This is a genomic window from Marinobacter albus (assembly GCF_030238305.1).
Taxonomy (GTDB): domain Bacteria; phylum Pseudomonadota; class Gammaproteobacteria; order Pseudomonadales; family Oleiphilaceae; genus Marinobacter; species Marinobacter albus.
This window is the reverse complement of record NZ_JASSQD010000002.1, coordinates 53,545-74,064: the sequence shown is the minus strand read 5'-3', so window position 1 is coordinate 74,064 and position 20,520 is coordinate 53,545. Positions and strand designations below refer to the sequence as shown.

16 protein-coding genes are annotated in these 20,520 nt (G+C 59.1%); 9 read left to right on the top strand and 7 right to left on the bottom strand.

What is annotated here, in order from left to right; translation table 11 throughout:
• Nucleotides 1–48 precede the first annotated feature (48 nt).
• The 3 genes from QQF73_RS11910 to QQF73_RS11900 all read left to right on the top strand — a co-directional run bounded on the left by QQF73_RS11910 (nucleotide 49) and on the right by QQF73_RS11900 (nucleotide 4,126).
• Nucleotides 49–1,839: an ABC transporter transmembrane domain-containing protein gene (locus QQF73_RS11910; protein WP_219867474.1), complete on the top strand. Its 1,791-nt coding sequence runs from the start codon at nucleotides 49–51 to the stop codon at nucleotides 1,837–1,839.
• A gap of 92 nt (nucleotides 1,840–1,931) precedes the next feature.
• On the top strand, nucleotides 1,932–3,209 hold the full coding sequence (gene gabT, locus QQF73_RS11905) for a 4-aminobutyrate--2-oxoglutarate transaminase (RefSeq protein ID WP_219867473.1): 1,278 nt from the start codon (nucleotides 1,932–1,934) through the stop codon (nucleotides 3,207–3,209).
• A 155-nt stretch (nucleotides 3,210–3,364) separates the two neighbouring features.
• Nucleotides 3,365–4,126, top strand: a complete 762-nt coding sequence (locus QQF73_RS11900; RefSeq protein WP_219867472.1) for a VC0807 family protein — start codon at nucleotides 3,365–3,367, stop codon at nucleotides 4,124–4,126.
• Nucleotides 4,127–4,231: 105 nt separating this feature from the next.
• Here QQF73_RS11900 and gyrB read toward each other — a convergent pair whose 3' ends face one another.
• The 5 genes from gyrB to dnaA form a co-directional block, all read right to left on the bottom strand.
• Nucleotides 4,232–6,646, bottom strand: a complete 2,415-nt coding sequence (gene gyrB / locus QQF73_RS11895) for a DNA topoisomerase (ATP-hydrolyzing) subunit B (protein WP_219867471.1) — start codon at nucleotides 6,644–6,646, stop codon at nucleotides 4,232–4,234.
• A gap of 80 nt (nucleotides 6,647–6,726) precedes the next feature.
• Entirely contained in the window at nucleotides 6,727–7,854 is a 1,128-nt protein-coding gene (gene recF, locus QQF73_RS11890) for a DNA replication/repair protein RecF (protein ID WP_219867470.1), read from the bottom strand.
• 123 nt (nucleotides 7,855–7,977) lie between these two features.
• Complete coding sequence (locus QQF73_RS11885; protein ID WP_285368337.1) at nucleotides 7,978–9,249, bottom strand: ABC1 kinase family protein; 1,272 nt, start codon at nucleotides 9,247–9,249, stop codon at nucleotides 7,978–7,980.
• Nucleotides 9,250–9,259: 10 nt separating this feature from the next.
• Entirely contained in the window at nucleotides 9,260–10,363 is a 1,104-nt protein-coding gene (dnaN, locus tag QQF73_RS11880) for a DNA polymerase III subunit beta (protein WP_285368336.1), read from the bottom strand.
• Between the two features lie 56 nt (nucleotides 10,364–10,419).
• Nucleotides 10,420–11,862 (bottom strand): chromosomal replication initiator protein DnaA, encoded by a 1,443-nt coding sequence (gene dnaA / locus QQF73_RS11875; RefSeq protein WP_228743508.1) that lies wholly within the window; start codon nucleotides 11,860–11,862, stop codon nucleotides 10,420–10,422.
• Nucleotides 11,863–12,519: 657 nt separating this feature from the next.
• Between dnaA and rpmH the strand changes: the two genes are divergently transcribed.
• The 6 genes from rpmH to QQF73_RS11845 all read left to right on the top strand — a co-directional run bounded on the left by rpmH (nucleotide 12,520) and on the right by QQF73_RS11845 (nucleotide 17,406).
• A complete protein-coding gene (gene rpmH, locus QQF73_RS11870; protein WP_008940054.1) occupies nucleotides 12,520–12,654 on the top strand; it encodes a 50S ribosomal protein L34 in 135 nt (44 codons plus the stop codon).
• A gap of 12 nt (nucleotides 12,655–12,666) precedes the next feature.
• Nucleotides 12,667–13,074 carry a ribonuclease P protein component gene (gene rnpA / locus QQF73_RS11865; protein ID WP_219867466.1) on the top strand — a complete coding sequence of 136 codons (408 nt, stop codon included), beginning with the start codon at nucleotides 12,667–12,669 and terminating at the stop codon, nucleotides 13,072–13,074.
• Entirely contained in the window at nucleotides 13,074–13,364 is a 291-nt protein-coding gene (yidD, locus tag QQF73_RS11860) for a membrane protein insertion efficiency factor YidD (RefSeq protein ID WP_285368335.1), read from the top strand. The genes rnpA and yidD overlap by 1 nt, the downstream gene beginning before the upstream one ends.
• Before the next feature lie 4 nt (nucleotides 13,365–13,368).
• Complete coding sequence (gene yidC / locus QQF73_RS11855; RefSeq protein WP_219867464.1) at nucleotides 13,369–15,072, top strand: membrane protein insertase YidC; 1,704 nt, start codon at nucleotides 13,369–13,371, stop codon at nucleotides 15,070–15,072.
• Nucleotides 15,073–15,145: 73 nt separating this feature from the next.
• The gene (mnmE, locus tag QQF73_RS11850) at nucleotides 15,146–16,516 is read left to right on the top strand and encodes a tRNA uridine-5-carboxymethylaminomethyl(34) synthesis GTPase MnmE (RefSeq protein WP_219867463.1); all 1,371 of its coding nucleotides are present in this window, start codon (nucleotides 15,146–15,148) and stop codon (nucleotides 16,514–16,516) included.
• A gap of 143 nt (nucleotides 16,517–16,659) precedes the next feature.
• A complete protein-coding gene (locus tag QQF73_RS11845; RefSeq protein WP_285368334.1) occupies nucleotides 16,660–17,406 on the top strand; it encodes a substrate-binding periplasmic protein in 747 nt (248 codons plus the stop codon).
• Nucleotides 17,407–17,435: 29 nt separating this feature from the next.
• Here QQF73_RS11845 and thpD read toward each other — a convergent pair whose 3' ends face one another.
• The gene (thpD, locus tag QQF73_RS11840) at nucleotides 17,436–18,371 is read right to left on the bottom strand and encodes an ectoine hydroxylase (protein WP_219867462.1); all 936 of its coding nucleotides are present in this window, start codon (nucleotides 18,369–18,371) and stop codon (nucleotides 17,436–17,438) included.
• A 158-nt stretch (nucleotides 18,372–18,529) separates the two neighbouring features.
• The gene (locus QQF73_RS11835) at nucleotides 18,530–20,350 is read right to left on the bottom strand and encodes an acyl-CoA dehydrogenase C-terminal domain-containing protein (RefSeq protein ID WP_285368333.1); all 1,821 of its coding nucleotides are present in this window, start codon (nucleotides 20,348–20,350) and stop codon (nucleotides 18,530–18,532) included.
• Nucleotides 20,351–20,520 lie beyond the last annotated feature (170 nt).

Sequence of the window (20,520 nt, the reverse complement as noted above, 5' to 3'; positions counted from 1 at the left end):
GTCGGCAGTAGAGTGTACCGCAATACCCGCCCGGTTCGTTGAGGCGGAATGTACGTTGAACCCAGGAGGCAGATCATCAACACCCGTCATCGCCAGGCCCTGAAGCTGGTAATCGAATTCATCGGCCCGTATCGCAAGGCCGTGGCCGGAGCCCTGGTGGCTCTGGTGCTCACGGCTGGTATCACGCTGGGTCTGGGGCAGGGGCTGCGAATCCTGGTGGACCAGGGGCTGGCGACCGAATCGCCGGCCATGCTGGCCCGCGCCATTGGCCTGTTTTTTGTGCTGGTGCTCGGGCTCGCCTTCGGCTCGTTCGCCCGCTTCTACCTGGTGTCCTGGATCGGGGAACGGGTGGTGGCAGACATCCGCAAGAAGGTCTTTAACCACCTCATCGACCTGCACCCGGGATTTTTCGAACAGAACCGGGCCCTGGAAATCCAGTCCCGGTTCACCGCCGACACCACGGTGCTGCAATCGGTGATTGGCTCCACCGTCTCCATCGCCCTGCGCAACGCGCTGATGCTCGCAGGGGGCCTGATCCTGCTGTTTGTTACCAACGCCAAACTGGCCAGCATTATCCTGCTGGGTTTTCCCCTGGTGATTGCCCCAATCCTGTTTTTCGGCCGGCGGGTACGACAGCTGGCGCGCCTGAGTCAGGATCGGGTCGCCGATGTGGGCAGCTATGTGGGTGAGAACCTGACCCAGATAAAGACCGTGCAGGCCTTTAACCATCAGCCCCACGACCGGCGGTTTTTCGCCGAGGTCTCGGAGAAGGCCTTCGCCATTGCCCGGGAACGCATCCGCCAGCGGGCCTGGCTGACCACCCTGGCGATCTCGCTGGTGATGGGTGCCGTTGGCGTCGTGCTCTGGATCGGGGGCCTGGACGTGATCCACGGCCGGATTTCGCCGGGCGAGCTGGCCGCATTCGTGTTCTACAGCCTGCTGGTCGGTGTTGCCGCCGGGGCCATCAGCGAGGTGATCGGCGAACTGCAGCGTGCGGCCGGCTCCGCCGCACGCCTATTCGAACTGCTCAGAACCGAGCCCGCCTTCGCCGGCCGAGCAACAGGCGGCGGCAGCCTGCCCGACCGGGTGAACGGCGCCATCGCAATCGAAGAACTGACCATGCATTATCCCGGGCGTCAGGCACTGCCGGCACTGGTGGATTTCTCATTGACCGTCGAAGCCGGGGAAACCCTGGCGTTGGTGGGCCCCTCCGGCGCCGGCAAATCCACCCTGTTCGACCTTTTGCTGCACTTCTACCAACCCGACCAGGGCCGCATTCTGATTGATGGTGTGGATACCAGTACCTGGTCGTTGGCGGACCTGCGCCGGTGCTTTGCGCTGGTTCCCCAAAACCCCGCGCTGTTCCATGGCACAGTGGCCGACAACATTCGCTACGCACGCCCCGACGCCAGTCTCGAAGACGTGATGCAGGCCGCCCGGGTGGCCCACGCCCACGAATTCATTAGGGCCCTCCCCCTCGGGTATGACACCCGGCTTGGGGACGCGGGTCTGGGGTTGTCAGGGGGCCAGAAGCAGCGGCTGGCGATTGCCCGTGCGCTTCTGGCCAATGCGCCTATACTGCTACTGGATGAGGCCACCAGCGCCCTGGATGCAGAGAGTGAGCACCTGATCCAAAGGGCCATGCCGGCGTTAACGGCAGGTCGCACCACGCTGGTGATAGCCCACCGGCTGGCCACGGTAAGGGATGCCGACCGGATCGCGGTTCTCGACCAGGGCCGGCTGCTGGCCGTCGGCAGCCACGAGGAGCTGATGCAGACAAACGACCTCTACCGGCGCCTGGCGAAGCTGCAATTCCGGGACGAGGCGACCTCAGCCTGAGCAACCTCCACGTTGGTCGGTTTGTGGTTCCAGCCCGTACTCCTTACACTGTTTAATGAACGATTCGAACCTGAACTCAGGGAGAAGGCAAAGTGAGCAATAAAGAATTGCAGGCACTCAAAGAACGCTATGTTGCAGCGGGCGCAGCAAGTCCCAATGAACAGTTTGCCGATCACGCAACCAACGCAGAACTCTGGGATGCGGATGGCAAGCGGATGATCGATTTTGCCGGTGGCATCGGTGTACTCAACATCGGCCATCGCCACCCAAAGGTGGTGGAAGCCGTGAAGGCACAGCTGGACAAGCTGATGCACACCTGCCAGACGGTCATGCCCTATGAGGGTTACGTCAAGCTGGCAGAGAAGCTCAGCGGTGTGGTGCCGGTGCGTGGTCACGCCAAGGTGATGCTCGCCAATTCCGGTGCCGAGGCTCTGGAAAACGCGATCAAGATCGCCCGCGCCGCCACCGGCCGTACCAACGTGATCTGTTTTGACGGCGGTTACCATGGCCGGACCTTCTACACCATGGCCATGAACGGCAAGGCGGCGCCCTACCAGACGGATTTCGGTCCGATGCCAGGTACGGTGTTTCGTGCGCCCTATCCGGTTCCGTATCACGGCGTCAGCGAGGATGAAGCGCTCCGTGGCCTGAAGATGGCCATGAAAGCCGATTCCCCGGGCAAGGACACCGCCGCCATCGTCATCGAGCCGGTCCTGGGCGAGGGCGGTTTCTACGCCGCACCCGCCAGCTTCCTGAAGGAAATCCGCAAGATCTGCGACGAGAACGGGATCCTCATGATCGTGGACGAGGTCCAGAGCGGCTTTGGCAGAACCGGGAAGATGTTTGCCATCGAACATAGTGGCGTCGAGCCAGACATGATGACCATGGCGAAGAGCATGGCCGACGGCATGCCGGTCTCGGCCATTGTCGGCACCGACAAGCATATGGACGCGTCCGGCCCCAACTCCCTGGGCGGCACCTACACCGGTAGCCCGACGGCCTGCGCCGCGGCCCTGGCTGTGTTCGAGGTGTTCGAGGAAGAAGACATCCTGGGCAAGGCCCAGCGTCTTGGCGACAAACTCCAGCAACGGTTTAGCCAGTGGCAGGAGCAATTCGAGCATGTGGACAACGTCCGAAACCTCGGCCCGATGGCGGCATTCGAGCTGGTGGAAAGCAAGGACAGCCGGATCCCCAAACCCGAACTGGCGGCGGCGGTCACCAAAAAGGCCAAGGAAAAAGGGCTGATCCTGCTGAGCTGCGGTATGTATGGCAACACCCTGCGTTTCCTGATGCCGGTCACCATCGAAGATGCGGTGCTGGAAGAAGGTCTGGCGATTGTTGAGGAAAGCCTGAAAGAAGTAGGCGCCTGAGCCGGGCCCTGCCCAGCAGACCTGATAAAAACCGGACCCCCTGGGTCCGGTTTTTTTATGCCTTCGGAAGCCCTCCGAATTGTCGTATACTGCCGGCATACCCCGTTCCAAGCAGCACGTTCGGACCTGCGGCAGTTCATCAACCAGGCTGATTTATGACTTCTCCGACTACCCCGACGCACCCTGACCACAAGCCCCGTCCGTGGGTCGACTTGCTGGTCAGCATTGTGATTCCCTCCGTAATCCTGATGAAATTCAGCGGCGACGAGCACCTTGGCAGTGTCAACGCCCTGATTATCGGGCTGGCATTTCCCCTCGGCTGGGGCTTGTTCGAGCTGGTCCGTTACCGCAAGAAGAACTTCATTGCGGTGCTCGGTCTGATCAGCGTGGGCCTGACCGGGGGCATCGGCCTGCTGGAACTCGATGCGGGCTGGCTCGCGATCAAGGAGGCGGCGGTGCCGGCGGTCATTGGCCTGGCGGTGCTGATCTCGACCCGCACCAGGTACCCGCTGGTGCGAACCCTGCTCTACAACCCCAACGTGCTGGATGTGCACAAGATCCACGAGTCACTGGAGGAAAAGGGCAGGGTTGACGAGTTCGAGGCGCGCCTGCTCAAGGCCAGCTACTTTTTTGCCGGTACCTTCCTGTTCTCCTCGATCATGAACTATGTGATTGCCCGCTGGATTGTGACCAGCCCCTCCGGGACCGAAGCGTTCAACGAGGAACTCGGCCGGATGACGCTCGTGAGCTACCCGATGATCGCGATCCCGTCGATGATTATGATGATGCTGATCTTCTACTACCTCTGGCGAACCATCCGGCGGTTGACCGGCTATACCCTGGAAGAAGTCATGGCGCCTCATCTGGCGGAAAAAGAAAAGCAGAAGCGGAACTCGGGCAAGCAAACCGGGGGCTGACCGCCCCCGGAATCGGACTTTCAATACACCAAGGGCCGAGCAAAAAAAAAGCGGCGAGGATGAATGTCCTGCGCCGCTTTTTTTATGGCTGGTTCAGCCGGGGAGTTACACGTCCAGGTTGGTCACTTCCAGCGCGTTGGTCTGGATAAAGACCCGACGTGGCTCGACGTCGTCACCCATCAGCGTGGTGAAGATCTGGTCCGCGGCAAAGGCGTCCTCGATGGTCACCTTCATCATCCGGCGGGTTTCCGGATCCATGGTGGTCTCCCATAGCTGTTCAGGGTTCATCTCGCCCAATCCCTTGTAGCGCTGGATGTTCAGGCCACGCTGCGCTTCCTTCATCAGCCACGCCAGCGCGCCTTCAAAGGACAGCACTGCCTGCTTGCGCTCGCCGCGCTGGATGTAGGCACCGTCTTCGATCAGGCCCTCGAGGGTTTCGCCCATGCGGGCGATGGCGGCGTAGGAGGAAGAATCGAAGAACTCGTGATTGAACACGTGCTCATGGGGCATTCCGTGGACATAGATGGTGACCTTGGGCAGGAACAGATCCCGCTCCGGGTCCTTGGTAACCGAGAAGGTGTACTTGGTGCCGGTACGGGTATCCAGGGTCAGACCCTCGCCCAGGCGCGCTACCCAGCGGGCTACCGCGGCCTCGTCCTTCAAGTGCTCGGACTTGAGGGTGACGTTATCGAGCATCTGCTCCAGAACCTTGGCCGGATAGGCCCGCGACAGACGATCAATCATCGCCATCACCGCCTGGTAATCCTTGACCATGGTCTCCAGGGCCGACTCCTTGATAGCCGGCGCGTCCGGATTGACGAACAGCTGGGCCCCTTCCAGAGCGGTCTGGGTCAGGTAAGCTTCCTTGGCCTTCTCATCCTTCAGGTACTGCTCCTGCTTGCCGCGCTTGACCTTGTACAGCGGCGGCATGGCGATGAAGACGTGGCCACGCTCGATGATTTCCCGCATCTGGCGGAACAGGAACGTCAGCAGCAGGGTCCGGATGTGGGAACCGTCAACGTCCGCGTCCGTCATGATGATGATGGAATGATAACGAAGCTTGTCCGGGTTGAATTCCTCCCGGCCGATCCCGCAACCGAGGGCGGTGATCAGGGTCCCCACCTCCGCAGACGACAGCATCTTGTCGAATCGCGCCTTCTCGACGTTCAGGATCTTACCCTTCAGCGGCAGGATGGCCTGGGTCTTGCGATCACGGCCCTGCTTGGCACTGCCGCCGGCCGAGTCACCCTCCACAATGAACAGTTCGGACAGGGCCGGATCTTTCTCCTGGCAGTCCGCCAGTTTGCCGGGCAGGCCGGCGATATCCAGGGCGCCTTTCCGACGGGTCATGTCCCGTGCCTTGCGGGCCGCCTCGCGGGCCCGGGCCGCCTCGATCATCTTGTTGACGATCAGCTTGGCCTCGTTGGGCTGCTCCTGAAGGTAGTCGGCAAAGCTCTGGTACAACTCCTGTTCCACCGCAGTTTTCACTTCCGAGGAAACCAGCTTGTCCTTGGTCTGGGAGGAGAACTTCGGATCCGGCACCTTCACACTGATGATCGCGGTCAAACCTTCCCGGGCGTCGTCACCGGAGGTGCTGACCTTGGCTTTCTTACCCAGGCCTTCGTGCTCAATGTAATTGTTCAGGGAGCGGGTCAGGGCCGCCCGGAAGCCGGCAAGGTGGGTACCACCATCCCTCTGGGGAATGTTGTTGGTGAAGCAGAAGATGTTCTCCTGGAAAGCATCGTTCCACTGCATGGAAACCTCAACGACGATGCCATCTTCACGCTCACGGGTGAAGTGAAAGACCCGGTTGATCGGCGTCTTGTTGCTGTTCAAATGCTCGACGAAGGCCCGCAGGCCCCCTTCGAACTCGAACACCTCTTCCTTGCCGCTGCGTTCGTCGGTCAGCCGGATGCGCACACCACTGTTCAGGAACGCCAGTTCGCGCAGGCGCTTGGCCAGGATGTCGTAATGGAACTCAATGTGAGTGAAGGTTTCCGAGGACGGAATGAAATGAACCTTGGTGCCGGAGGCATCGGTTTCACCGACCGCGGCCAACGGCGCATTGGGCACGCCGTGGGTGTAGGTTTGTTCGTAAACCTTGTTGTCGCGGCGAATGGTCAGGGTAAGAGAGGAGGAGAGGGCGTTTACCACCGACACACCAACACCGTGGAGACCACCTGAGACCTTGTAGGAGTTGTCATCGAACTTACCGCCGGCGTGCAGCACGGTCATGATAACTTCGGCGGCGGAGACCCCTTCCTCTTCATGGATATCCACCGGAATCCCCCGGCCGTTATCCTTCACGGTAACGGATTCATCCGGGTGAATGATCACACCGATTTCGGAGCAGTAGCCTGCCAGAGCCTCATCGATGGAGTTGTCCACCAATTCAAAAACCATGTGATGCAAACCTGTGCCGTCGTCGGTATCCCCGATGTACATGCCAGGCCGTTTCCGTACCGCATCCAGTCCTTTCAAGACCTTGATACTGGAGGAATTGTAGTTCGATTCGCTCATTAGAGACTCCTGAAGGGGTGTACCGGTGTAGGAGACCTGGGCGCCAAACTTAGCGAACGCAGGTCCGGCCCTGGCCGGTTTTATTCTTCCGTCAATTTGCCATGTTCCACGTGGAACATTCTGTACTCTGGTGCATCGCCCGCCGGCCACAACACTCCGGGTTCCGGGTGTTCGATGGAGGTTATAAAGACCTGGCAACGCAATGCCTGTAATTTTCTGGCCAGCATGGCCCGATGCCCCACATCCAGCTCGGCATTGATATCGTCGAGCAAAAAGGTCACCTGCTTGCCCAGTCCACTCAGCACCATGCCCTGGGCAATCTTCATCAAGATAACAAGGGTCTTCTGCTGGCCTCTGGAAAACGTTTCCGATACGGGCCGGCCTTGAAATTTTAAGCGGATGTCTGCGCGATTGGGGCCATACAAGGTGTGCCCCATTCGCCGCTCCTGCTCCCGGTGGTTCGCCAGGATATCCACCAAGGACTGGCTGGTATCCCAGCCGGGATAAAACTCCAGTTTCAGCCCCTGTGTCCAACCCACGTCCACTTCCCGGACCAACGTTTCAAAGGCTGTTTTGAACCGGTCAAAGGTCGTTTGCCGAGCTTCGCTGATCCGCTCGCTCAGGCCAGTATACTGAGTATCCCAGACCCGCAGCAGTGCTTCGTCTAGTCTACCATTTCTGAGCGTTTGATTCCGCTGTGATGTGACCCTCTGGCACTGTTGCCAAATCCCGGCGAACGAAGGTTCCACGTGGAACACTGCCCAGTCCAGAAATTGCCGACGCTTGCCCGGACCACCCGCCACGATGTCGAAGACGCCGGGATCTATCACCGACACAGGCAGGTGCATGGCCAGCGACGAAAGACTTCTCACACTTTCCCCATCCACGCGCAAGGTCGTCTCTTTCTGCCCTACATCCCGGGCGATGCCGACCCGATGGGCGATGCCACTGCGGTCACGCCCGGGTTCGCCATCCAGGCCTCGGTCGAGCCCCCCAAACACCGTGAACCGCTGCTCGCCATGGCTTACCACTGCCTGGTGCCGACTGACCCGAAACGACCGTCCCAGCCCCAGATACGCGATGGCCTCGAGCACACTGGTCTTGCCACTGCCATTTTCACCGTACAGCAGGTTAAAGGAAGGAGAGAAGCTTACCGGCGCAGACGACAGATTACGGAAGTGCTGGGTCTGGAGTTTCACTAGCGCCATAGAAACGGGAACTCGAGAGGGAGGGTGGGGGATATTTTCAAACGCCCACAAAAAAGGCAGCGTTACCCTTGGTGCAACGCCGCCCTAGTGTACAAAAGCACGCCCCGGAAGGCGAGGCATCACTCAGTGAAGCATATTCAGGCGCTCGTCCATGAACACGTCCATTTCCGGCGCAAGGATGTGCACGTAACGGTCAAAGTACAAGAACTGTTTCAGCAGCAAGGCAAATTCCCGCGGAAAATGCAGGCCATGGCCTTCGCCAATCTTCACCATGTCCATAAGAATGTGATTGACGTCGTCTTCTGCCTGGTCCGCCTCGTAGGGGATCTCGTCCGGCACCATCTTGTCCATCTGCTGATACAACCGACGAAGATCACCCGCCAGTTGATCAACTTGAACAGTCTGGTGGGTGACCCCGATGCGAATCATGGCATCCGCCATGCCTTCGAAATTGCCCACCATCACGGCCGAGATGAAATCACTCACGGCCTGCCAGGTATCCGGTTTGATCCGACCGACAATCCCGAAATCGATAAAACCGACCCGACCGTCCTTGAGCACCATCAAATTGCCGGCGTGCACATCGGCATGGAAGAACTCACACTGGGTGAGACTGGCAAACCAGGTGTTCATGGCCGTGATCAACGTCCGCTCCGGGTCACGGGCATACCCGCGAATGCTCTCCAGATCCGTCAGCGGGACACCGTGGAAACGCTCCATCGTCAGGATCCGCCGGGTACTGCAATGCTCGTACACCAGCGGTACGGTTGCATCGTCGTTGTGGGAATCGTGCAGGAAATTCCGGAACACCTTCAGGTTATTCGCTTCCTTGATGAAGTCGCATTCCTCCATCATGGTGCGCTGGATTTCCTCCACGATGCCGGAGAGGGAAGTCCAGGACAATTTGGGAGCCAGGGTTTCCAGAATCCGGGCCGACAGATACAGGAAATTCAGGTCGGTCAGCAGGATGTTTTCCACCCCCGGCTTCTGCACCTTGATCACCACGTCCTCGCCGGTAACCAGACGTGCCGCATGCACCTGGGCGATCGAGGCAGACGCCAGAGCAACCGGATCAATGTCCGAGTACACCTGATCCAGCGGCCGGCCCAATTCGTCGCGAATAATTTTTTTGATCACACCGAAAGGCAGGTTCGGGGTTTTATCCAGGCAAAACTGGAACTCTTCCACGTACTCTTTCGGGAAAAACGTGGGGGAACTGGCGATGAACTGGCCCAGTTTGATGTAGGTTGCGCCAAGCGATTCAAAGGTTTGCCGCAGCAACCGGGGGGTCGGGGGCCGGTCACCCCGAACCCAGTTGACACCTGTGCGCCCCAACACGGACAGGGTCTGTCCGATTCTGAATGCGCCTTTGATTCCGTTCGTAACGGTGCCCATGTTTTTCCTCCTATAGCCTCATTGGCATAACCACATACAAGCAGCGATTATCGGTCTGGGATTCAATCAAGGCACTGCTGTTCGGGTTCGACAGGGTGATCTTCACCTGATCATCATCCAGTGCGTTCATGACATCCACCAGATAGCCTACATTAAACCCGATCTGGAGGGATTCGCCCTGATAGTCCACAGGCAGCGCGTCTTCGGCCTGTTCCTGATCCGGATTGTTGGCAAACACCTGAAGCTCGTTCGACGCCAGGTTCAATCGCACGCCCCGAATGTTCTCGTGAGAAAGAATTCCCGCCCGCTGCAACGTGTTTTTCAGGGTGGCCCGGTCCGCCATAACGATCTTGTCGCCGCCCCGAGGAATAACGCGGTTATAGTCCGGGAACTTGCCCTCGATCAGCTTGGAGGTAAATGTGTAGGCACCGACTGTTGCACGCAGGTGGTTGTCGCCGATCACCAGGGTCACCGGGGTTTCCACGTCATCCAGCAACCGGGCCAGTTCCAGCACGCCTTTGCGCGGCACAATTACCTGACGTGGATCGGGGCAGCCGGTCGGAAGCTCCAAATGGGCCATGGCCAGGCGGTGGCCGTCGGTCGCCACGGTACGGACATGGCCCTGGTCGACTTCCAGCAACAACCCGTTCAGATAGTAACGGACGTCCTGCTGGGCCATGGCAAACGCGGTTGCGTCCAGCATCCGACCCAGTTCCTTTTGCGGCAATTCCAGCCGGAAACTCTCCGCTTCGTCTTCCACGTTCGGAAAATGCTCCGCCGGCAACGTCGACAGAGTAAAATGACTCTTGCCGCAGCGCAGGTGCAATCGGTCACCTTCGAGCGCCATTTCGATGGGGGCTTCTTCACCCAGCGCCCGACAGATATCCGACAGCTTTCGCGCGGGCACGGTAATCTTCCCCGGCTGATCGACGTGCACCGGTGTCACCCGGCCCACCAGTTCAACCTCCATATTGGTCCCGGTCAGGGTCAGGGTATTGTCTTCCGCCACCAGCAACACGTTGGACAGCACGGGCATGGTCTGTTTCTTTTCCACCACGCCGGCAATGCTTTGCAGTGGGGTAAGCAGGGATTCACGGCTGATCGTCAGTTTCATGGCACTCAGCATTCTTTTAGGTTGGAAGGGTGAATGTTATGCGCTACCGCCCGGTATCAGGTGGTTAGCAATCTCATAAAGTTCTGATAATCCTCGCGGATACCCGGATCAGTCTCCTGCAGTTCCACGATCTTCTTGCACGCGTGCAGCACGGTGGTGTGGTCCCGGCCACCAAACGCGTCGCCTATCTCCGGCAGACTGTGATTGGTCAGTTCCTTGGACAGCGCCATCGCCACCTGGCGGGGGCGGGTCACCGTCCGGGTCCGGCGCTTGGACAACAGATCCGCCACCTTGATCTTGTAGTACTCCGCAACCGTGCGCTGGATATTATCGATGCTTACCTGTTTCTCGTGCAGCGCCAGCAGATCTTTCAGACTTTCCCGGATAAACGGCGGGGTAATCTCAGAGCCGGTGAAGTGAGCATTCGCTATCACCAGACGCAACGCGCCTTCAAGCTCACGGACGTTCGAGCGGATTTTCTGGGCAATAAAAAACGCCGCCTCACTGCTGAGTTTGACGTTCACCTGCTCGGCCTTTTTCATCAGGATTGCTACCCGCGTCTCCAGCTCGGGTGGTTCCACCATCACCGTCAGGCCCCAGCCAAACCGCGACTTGAGCCGCTCCTCCATATCCACAATTTCTTTCGGGAACCGGTCACAGGTGACGATCACCTGCTGCCCGCCCTCAAGCAGCGCGTTGAAGGTGTGGAAAAATTCTTCCTGTGAACGCTCCTTTCGGGCGAAGAACTGGATATCGTCGATCAACAACGCATCTACCGACCGATAGTACCGTTTGAACTCGTTGATCGCATTCAGCTGGAGCGCCTTTACCATGTCCGCCACGAACCGTTCCGACCGCAGGTAAGCCACCTTGGCCCTGGGGTTCCGGCGCACGATCTCGTTGCCGATCGCGTGCATCAGGTGAGTCTTGCCCAGACCCACACCGCCATACAAAAACAGCGGGTTGTAGGCACCACCCGGGTTTTCCGCGACCTGCATGGACGCCGCCCGGGCCAACTGGTTGGATTTACCTTCCACAAAGGTTTCAAAGGTGAACCCTTCGTTCAGAAAGCTCTGATGTTTGATATCGCCTTCGACCTGCACCGGCCGACGCTCGTTCGCGGATTTTGGACGCACCGCGGAGTTGTTGCCAACACTGACCGCAACCCCTTGCTCCTCCTCCGTAACCCGACTGCCGGCTTCTTCCTGGACCGCGCCATTAACCCTTACCGGCACTTCCGAACGGGTTACGGGTTCGCTTTCTCGGGGCGCAGACCCGACCTTCATGTTTACACGGGGCGCTTGACCTCCATTCAGGTCTTTAAGCACCTCTTCTATACGTCTCAAATACTTCTCGTTCACCCAGTCCATCACGAACCGGTTAGGTGCGAACAGCATCAACTGCCCTTCGCGGTGATCGGACTGAAGGGGCCTGAGCCAGGTGTTGAACTGTTGTGCGGGAAACTCATCCCGGAGTACTTCAAGACATTGATGCCACATACTGTTCGGCACGACAGCCTGCTCCCGATAACCCAGAAATGTCTCAGATCAGAATGAGGAGACATCCAATCCAAAGAGGTGACTCCGGATTCTAACCCGACGGTCCCACCAGTGAAAGGGTAAAACCGGTTTCATGAACAGCCTGTGGAAATTAAATTATTTATTTTTCCGCAGGTTACAGACTTACCTACAGGCTTGTGTACAGATTTTTTTTCTTTTGAACTTACCCACACCCCTGTGTGTACACCCTGCGCTTAACCCTGTGCGAAACCCCGGTCGAATCGGTGGATAACTGGCTTCCGAATTCCCCAGGCGACTTATTCACAATTCATAGTGTTCCCGTCCACAGGGCTCATTGGTATTTGTCACAACCCTTATCAATGCCATAACTCCCTGCTTTAAAGAGCCTTTCTTGGATTATCCACAGAAAACAGCCTCAGTAATAACAGTAATAAGTAATCTTTAAAAAGAATTCTAAAAAGACCTATAGATATAATTACTGGCTCGCCACCAGGGATCGGGCGACGAATCCGCACAAGCTCCTAGCAATAACCATTGAATTTCCTCCGGCATTTGCATAGAATGCCGCTCCTGTTTTGGCTGTACATTTTCCAGCCAATTACGAATTCCCAACTTACGAATTGTGAGATCATCACCATGAAAAGAACGTTTCAACCAAGCGTCCTGAAGCGTAAGCGCGTTCACGGTTTCCGTGCCCGTATGGCCACCGCCAACGGCCGCAAGGTACTGTCCCGTCGTCGTGCCAAAGGCCGCGCACGTCTGTCCGCGTAACCAGCTCGCCTCATGAAGGCTTTGAGTTTCCCGAAATCGCACCGGCTTCTGCGCCCGGCCGATTACGGCAAAGTCTTCGATGACGTACAGCTGAAAGTTCCGCACCGGAATTTTCTGATCCTGGCAACACCGAACAATCTCGGTCACGCCAGGATCGGTTTGATTTTTTCCAAGAAAAACCTGAAGCTTGCGGTTCAGAGAAATCGGATAAAACGTCAGGTCAGGGAAACTTTCAGGCATCAGACCGATTATCCGGATCTGGACATCGTGGTACTCGGGCGCCAGGGGCTGGCGAGTCTCGACAACCATGCCATCCGGGCATCGCTGACTGAGCTTTGGCAACGTCTGAAGCGTAAACATCAGCAATCCCAGCCATCCCGGGCGAACTCATCAAGGCCTGCCGGTAGAGGAACGGGTTAATGCGCAAACTCCTGCTCTTGCCCATTCGCTTGTACCAGTATGCAATCAGCCCTCTGATGGCGAGTCATTGCCGCCACACCCCCACCTGCTCGCAATACGCTGTCGAAGCCATTAGTCACCATGGCGCGGGAAAAGGACTTTTCCTCGCGGTCCGGCGCTTATTGAGGTGTCATCCCTGGGCTGAAGGCGGTTATGATCCGGTTCCCGGCCTGGCAGAATCCGCGACCACCCAAACAGCACCCGGCCGGCAGGCTGACCATTCTCAAACCACAACCCAGACCAGACAGTAACTCTATGGATATTCAACGCATCGTATTATTTGCCGGCCTGGCTATTGTCAGTTATCTGATGGTGCTTTCCTGGAATGAGGATTATCACCAGCAGCCGGCCACCGAGCAGGTCGCGGAAACCAGTACCCCCCAGGCCAATACCGGAACCGACTCCATGGTGCTTCCGGAAAAGGCGCAATCCGGACAGGCGGGTGAAGAGTTCACCACACCGGATTCCGGACAGCAGATCACGTCCTCCGCCGACACCAGCGTCGCCGTCGATGACCAGTTCGTGACCGTGAAGACCGATGTCCTGGACCTCACCATTGATCGGGTCAGCGGTAATCTCGTCCAGAGCTCCCTGACTCATTACGACAAGTCCCTGAACAGCCGGGAACCGCTGACCCTCCTGACCAACACCGAGTCCCGCACTTACGTCATGGAAAGCGGCCTGATCGGTCAGGACGGTCCGGACAGCCGAGCCAATGGTACCGCCCCGGTCTACGACACAACTGCCGACAGCTACCAGCTGGATGAAGGCCAGGACCAGCTTACCGTGGATCTGACGTTCACCACGGGCTCCGGGGTGAAGATCACCAAGCGCTATCAGTTCGAGCGCGACAGCTATGAAATCGGTGTCCGTTACCTGATCAACAACGAATCCGGCGAGCCCTGGAAAGCCAACTTCACCGGCAAGATCGTGCGTGACCAGGCTCCGGACCCGACCGCGCAGACCAGCATGGGCATCAAGGCGTTCCTCGGCATGGTGATGAGCTCCCCCGAGGATCCGTACGAGAAGTTTGATTTCGGCGACCTGTCTGAAACGCCGATCAACCAGTCGGTAACCAACGGCTGGCTGGCCTTCCTCCAGCATTACTTCCTGGCGGCCTGGGTGCCTGAACGCGACCAGCCGGCCCAGTTCCAGACCACCCGCCGCGGTCCTCTGTACGTCATGGGGTTCGTCTACCCGGCCACCACCGTCGCCCCGGGGGAAACCGTGGAAGTCGGCGCCCGTGCCTACGTCGGTCCGAAAATTATCGATCGCCTGGAAAATGTGGCACCGAACCTGGATCGGACCGTCGATTTCGGCTGGCTGTTCTTCATCTCCCTGCCGCTTTTCGTCATCATGGAATGGTTCCATAGCCTCGTCGGCAACTGGGGTGTGTCCATCATCCTGCTGACGGTGCTGGTCAAGGCGGTGTTCTTCCACCTGTCCGCAACCAGTTACAAGTCGATGGCCAAGATGCGCGCGGTTGCGCCTCAGCTCACCCGTCTGAAGGAACTGTACGGCGACGACCGTCAGCGTATGTCCCAGGAAATGATGGCCCTGTACAAGCGGGAAAAAATCAATCCGCTGGGCGGCTGCCTGCCGATCCTGGTGCAGATGCCAGTGTTCATCTCGCTGTACTGGGTCCTGTTTGAGAGCGTTCAGTTGCGTCATGCGCCGTTCATGCTCTGGATTCAGGATCTGTCCCAGATGGATCCCTACTTCATCCTGCCGATCCTGATGGGCGCCAGCATGTTCCTGCAAATGCACCTGAACCCGACACCGCCGGATCCGATGCAGGCCAAGATCATGAAGATGATGCCACTGATCTTCACTGTGTTCTTCCTGTGGTTCCCGGCCGGTCTGGTTCTGTACTGGCTGGTGAACAACATTCTGTCGATCAGTCAGCAGTGGTACATTACCCGCAAGATTGAAGCAGAGACGGCAGCCAAGAAGCACTGACCGGTGCGCCTGAACTGACCCAGACAGAGGCTCCTTCACGGAGCCTCTGTTGGTTGTGCCCCGAGGAATCCAGATGAGCCAGACTTCAGACACCATTGCCGCCATCGCCACCGCCCCCGGCCAGGCCGGTGTTGGCATCGTGCGGGTTTCGGGCCCGGCGGCTGCGAGCATTGCCCGGCACATGCTCGGCTTTGCACCGAAACCCCGTTACGCTCATTACGGCCCGTTCCTCGACCAGGACGGTGGCCTGATCGATGAGGGAATCGGGTTGTTCTTCCCGAACCCCCATTCGTTCACCGGCGAAGACGTATTCGAGCTTCAGGGCCATGGCGGCACCGTGATCCTGGACCTGCTGCTTCGGGAAGTCTGCAGCCGCGGAGCCCGTCTTGCGCGACCGGGGGAATTCTCCGAACGCGCGTTCCTGAACGACAAGCTGGATCTGGCCCAGGCCGAGGCCATCGCGGATCTGATCGAGAGTAGCTCGGAACAGGCGGCCCGCTGTGCGGTCCGGTCCATGCAGGGTGTTTTCTCCCGGCGCATTGACCAGCTGGTGGATGCCGTCACCCATCTGCGCATCTACGTTGAGGCGGCCATTGACTTCCCCGAGGAGGAGATCGATTTTCTGGCCGACGGCAAGGTCGCCGGCGATCTGCAGGACCTGCTGGACCGGCTGGATACCATCCTGGCCGAGGCGCAGCAGGGTACGATCCTTCGGGATGGCATGAAGGTGGTTATCGCCGGCCGCCCCAATGCCGGAAAATCCAGCCTTCTCAATGCCCTGGCCGGCCGCGAGGCAGCCATCGTCACCGCCATCGAGGGCACCACCCGGGACGTACTGCGGGAACATATCCACATTGACGGCATGCCCCTCCACATCATCGACACCGCCGGTTTGCGGGACAGTCCCGACGAGGTGGAGCAGATCGGCATTGCCCGGGCCTGGGATGAAATCGGCCAGGCCGACCGTATCCTGCTCATGGTCGATGCCACCACCACGACCGAAACCGAACCCCACGAGATCTGGCCGGACTTCATCGACCGGCTGCCTGCCAATGCGCCGGTCTCAGTGATCCGCAACAAGGTGGATCTGTCCGATGAACCGGTCGGGATCGAGGAGGGCGAGGGCCAGACCGCGCCGGTGATCCGGCTTGCGGCAAAGTCGTCCGAGGGCGTGGAGGTGCTCCGCGACCACCTGAAACAGTGCATGGGCTTTGCCAGCACCACCGAAGGCGGATTTCTGGCCCGGCGCCGGCATCTGGATGCCCTGGAGCGAGCCCGGGATTCCCTGTTCCAGGGCCAGGGTCAGCTGGAAGGCTATGGTGCCGGCGAGCTGCTCGCGGAAGACCTGCGGGCGGCCCAGGATGCCCTGGGGGAAATCACCGGGCATCTGAGCCCGGACGAGCTGCTGGGGAAGATCTTCTCCAGTTTCTGCATCGGCAAGTAACCCGGTACCGCTACGGTTGCCGCTTTAGATCCGGCCGGTTACCAAATAAAACGTTTTTTCCGATACAAATCATCGGTCAGGGCGCGAATCTTGCGTCCTGACCGCGGCACATCCGTGTAGTTTCCAATTGGGAGTGATAAGCCGTGGTAAAGAAAGTCTTGGGTTCTGCGTTGGTTGGCCTGGTCCTGGCGGGGTCGTCCGCACAGGCGGCTGAACGCCTGTACCTGTACACCGAAAATTTCCCCCCTTACAACATGAGTGCCTCCGGCCGGGCGTTCGAGCACAACGCCGAAGACATTGACGGCTTATGCACCGAATTGGTGACCGCCGCCCTGAAACAGACCGATCTGGAATATCGCATCAAACTGCGTAACTGGGATTACGGCTATAACCGGGCGCTGAACAAACCGAATCACGGCATTTTCTGCACCACCTACACCGAGGAACGGGCTCCACAGTTCAGGTGGGTTGGCCCGCTGACCCAGAACCTGTGGACCATCTTTGCACCGGCAGGATCGAAGTTCCAGATGGACAGCCTCGACGATGCCCGCAACAAGGTCTTCGGCGGCTACCGCAACGACGTCAAATCGGAATATCTGATCAAACGGGGCTACGAGGTCTCGGCCCTGGACAGCGATGACCTGAACCCCAAACGCCTGGAGCTGGGCCAGATCGATCTCTGGCTCGCCGATCGCCTTGGTGGTCCCTACCTGGCGTCCCAGCAGAACGTTGAGGGCTTGGTGCCGGTGTTTTCGTTCAACGATACGGAACTGTTCCTGGCGTTGAATCTGGACACCTCAGACGAGGTGGTGGACAGCCTGAACGCGGGCCTTAAAACCATCCGGGAATCCGGCATGTTCGAGGCCATACAGACCAAATACGGCCTGTGATTCCCGGATCGGCTGCCCCGGGACGGGGTTTATCCGGTCCGTTGCAGATTGTCGCGGGTGTGGGGCTGGAGGGCGCCGGTGGCCTCGCGGTTGCCGAGAAATCCGGGCCGCGGTTTGTTGCCGCAGAATGGCTGTACCAGCTGGTTTTCCACACTGTTGTAAACAAAAAACAGATTGCTGCGGGGCCAGGGCGACATGTTGGCGTTGGACGCGTGCAGGGTGTTGCACTCGAAAACGATCAGTGAACCCGCGGGGCCGGTCGGGGCCTTGATGCCGTGCTGGTCGACAATCCGGGCCAGGTCCTGGTCACTGGGTACCCCAAGTTCCTGTTTTTTGAGGGACGACTGGTAATTGTCCTCCGGGGTGCGACCAACGCAGGGCACGAAGGTTTGGTGCGAACCCGGCACCAGCATCAACGGGCCGTTGAACGGGGTATTGTCGGTCAGCGCGATGGAAAAACTCACGGCCCGCATGCGCGGCATGCCGTCCTCGGCGTGCCAGGTTTCAAAGTCGGAGTGCCAGTCGAAACCCTTGCCGTGAAAACCGGGTTTGAAGTTGATCCGGGACTGGTGCACATACGCATCGCTGCCCAGTAACTGCCGCACCATGGCAAGAATGTTCGGGTCCCGGGTCAGCCGGTCGAAACGTTCCGACAGTTCATGGATGCCGAATATGGAACGGATTGCCTGCTTGCCGGGTTCGGTGATCGTGCCCTCGGACCGGAGAATGGCCTCATCGTCTTCGTAGGCGCGCAGATCCTCGCGAAAGTTTCGGACGGTGGCCGGATCCAGGAAGTTGTTGAACACCAGGAAGCCGTCGCGTTCGTACTGCGCCAGATCGGTCTCGCTGAGCGGACCTTCCCTGCGGACCTGGCCGGTGCTGTGGACAACCGGTTCCAGCCGGTCAAAGACCGGGGTGGGGCGTTCGAGTCGGGTGGGATAAAAGTCGTCAGAACGAGTCTCCATATTCGAACCTCCTTCTTTTACGCTCGATGGGTTTTGCTTACCTCATTGGCCGAAAAGTGTCCGGTTAACAAAGCCATCGAAGAGATTGGGATGGCTCCAGGGCAATTCAAGGGAAAAAATCCCTGGATTACCCGGGACTTACGTTTCGGCCTGATCGTTTACCCGATGAACGCCATGTCCTCGGCATCCAGTTGCATCAGGTTTTCGGTGGGGCTCAGCATGCTGGTGGCATGGGCCTGCGCCCGCGGCAGCAGCCGCTCGTAGTAGAACTCGGCGGTGGCCAGCTTGGCCCTGTAGAAGGCCTCGGATTCCTCACCACCCTTGCGCACCCGGTCTGCGGCCACGGCCGCTTGCCGGGCCCAGATGTACGCCATGGTGACGTAGCCGCTGTACATCAGGAAGTCGTTTGCCGCCGCACTCACCACGTCCCGGTCCTTGCGCGCCGCAAGCATGACCCGGACCGTCAGCAGGTTCCATTGGGCGCTCAGCTTCAGCAGTTCCACCGCGTAGGGCCGCAGGCGTTTGTCGGTGAGGTGCTTGCGGGCGAAGTTGGCAATCTTCAGGGTAAAATCCCGTACCGCACCGCCCTGGGTCATCAACAGCACCTTGCGCCCCAGAAGATCCAGGGCCTGGATGCCAGTGGTGCCCTCATACAGGGTGGCAATCCGGGTGTCCCGGACAATCTGTTCCATACCGTGCTCGCGGATGTAGCCGTGGCCGCCAAACACCTGCATACCGAGGTTGGCGGCCTCACAACCCAGTTCCGTCAGGAAGCCTTTCAGGATTGGCGTCAGGAAGCCGAGTTTGTCGTCGTACTTTTCGGCTTTCTTCTGGTCGCCCGCGGTGTGGCCCTCCACCATGTGGTCCGCCAGTCGGGCGGCGTAATAGAGCATGGCCCGTCCGCCTTCGGCGATGGCTTTCTGGGTCAGCAACATCCGACGCACGTCGGCGTGGTAGATCAGGGCATCGGCGATCTGGTCCGGTTCCTTCTTGCCGGACAGCGCCCGCATCGACCGCCGTTCCCGAGCGTAGGCGAGCGCCCACTGGTAGGACAGTTCCGCGGGCCCCACGCCCTGGATGGCGGTGCCGATGCGGGCGGTGTTCATGAAGGTGAACATGCAGTTCAGGCCTTCGTTTTCCGGCCCGATCAGGAATCCGGTGGCGCCGTCGAAGTTCATCACGCAGGTGGCAGAGGCCTTGATGCCCATTTTCTTTTCCAGGCTGCCGCAGGTTACGGCATTACGCTCGCCAACACCGCCTTCCTCCGTCGGCAGGAACTTGGGTACGATGAACAGGCTGATCCCCCGGGTGCCCTTGGGCGCGTCCGGCAGGCGGGCCAGCACGATGTGGACAATGTTCTCGGTCAGGTCATGGTCGCCCGAGGAGATGAAAATCTTGGTACCGGTCAGCCGGTAGCTGCCATCGGCCTGGGGCTCGGCCCTGGTTTTCACCTGGCCAAGATCGGTCCCACACTGGGGCTCGGTGAGGCACATGGTGCCGCCCCAGCGGCCTTCAGTCAGCGGCGTCAGGTAGGTGTGCTTCTGTGTCGCGCTGCCGTGCAGGAAAATGGTGTTCATGGCACCCAGGGACAGACCCGGGTACATGGAAAATGACCAGTTCGCGGTGCCCATCATCTCCTGTTTGAGCAGGCCCATGGACGCCGGCAGTCCCTGCCCCCCGAATTCCTCGGGCGCGGACAGTCCCTGCCAGCCGCCCATAGCGTACTGAACGTAGGCCTCTTTGTAACCGCGCGGCGTGGTGACGATTCCGTCCTCCAGCTTGCAGCCCTCATCATCCCCGGACTGGTACAGGGGGCTCAGCACTTCCTCGCAGAACCGGCCGCATTCGGTGAGAATGGCGTCAACGATGTCCGGCGTGGCGTTGCCTCCGCTGGCAAGGGCCTCGTAGTGTCCGGGATAATCAAACACCTCATTGAGCAGAAATTTCATGTCGCGCAACGGCGCCTTGTAAACCGGCATAACGGTTCCTCGTGTTCTCTTGGTGACAGGGTTGGGAGGTTCGTCCGGCCTCCGTTGCTTTCAGTATTACGGTATTCCCCGTGCCCTGCCATTGACGAAAAGCACTGGTGCGTCTGTCAGGAAAGACAATTGGCTGAAATGACGAAACAGCCGCAAGGCGTTGAGACAGG

Bases quoted from the DNA above. Each gene is read 5' to 3' on its own strand.
- rpmH (WP_008940054.1), top strand. From the start codon at position 12,520: ATGAAAAGAACGTTTCAACCAAGCGTCCTGAAGCGTAAGCGCGTTCAC.
- QQF73_RS11910 (WP_219867474.1), top strand. From the start codon at position 49: ATGTACGTTGAACCCAGGAGGCAGATCATCAACACCCGTCATCGCCAG.
- yidC (WP_219867464.1), top strand. From the start codon at position 13,369: ATGGATATTCAACGCATCGTATTATTTGCCGGCCTGGCTATTGTCAGT.
- QQF73_RS11900 (WP_219867472.1), top strand. From the start codon at position 3,365: ATGACTTCTCCGACTACCCCGACGCACCCTGACCACAAGCCCCGTCCG.
- QQF73_RS11885 (WP_285368337.1), bottom strand. From the start codon at position 9,249: ATGGGCACCGTTACGAACGGAATCAAAGGCGCATTCAGAATCGGACAG.
- mnmE (WP_219867463.1), top strand. From the start codon at position 15,146: ATGAGCCAGACTTCAGACACCATTGCCGCCATCGCCACCGCCCCCGGC.
- gyrB (WP_219867471.1), bottom strand. From the start codon at position 6,646: ATGAGCGAATCGAACTACAATTCCTCCAGTATCAAGGTCTTGAAAGGA.
- QQF73_RS11835 (WP_285368333.1), bottom strand. From the start codon at position 20,350: ATGCCGGTTTACAAGGCGCCGTTGCGCGACATGAAATTTCTGCTCAAT.
- yidD (WP_285368335.1), top strand. From the start codon at position 13,074: ATGCGCAAACTCCTGCTCTTGCCCATTCGCTTGTACCAGTATGCAATC.
- rnpA (WP_219867466.1), top strand. From the start codon at position 12,667: ATGAAGGCTTTGAGTTTCCCGAAATCGCACCGGCTTCTGCGCCCGGCC.
- thpD (WP_219867462.1), bottom strand. From the start codon at position 18,371: ATGGAGACTCGTTCTGACGACTTTTATCCCACCCGACTCGAACGCCCC.
- dnaA (WP_228743508.1), bottom strand. From the start codon at position 11,862: ATGTGGCATCAATGTCTTGAAGTACTCCGGGATGAGTTTCCCGCACAA.
- dnaN (WP_285368336.1), bottom strand. From the start codon at position 10,363: ATGAAACTGACGATCAGCCGTGAATCCCTGCTTACCCCACTGCAAAGC.
- recF (WP_219867470.1), bottom strand. From the start codon at position 7,854: ATGGCGCTAGTGAAACTCCAGACCCAGCACTTCCGTAATCTGTCGTCT.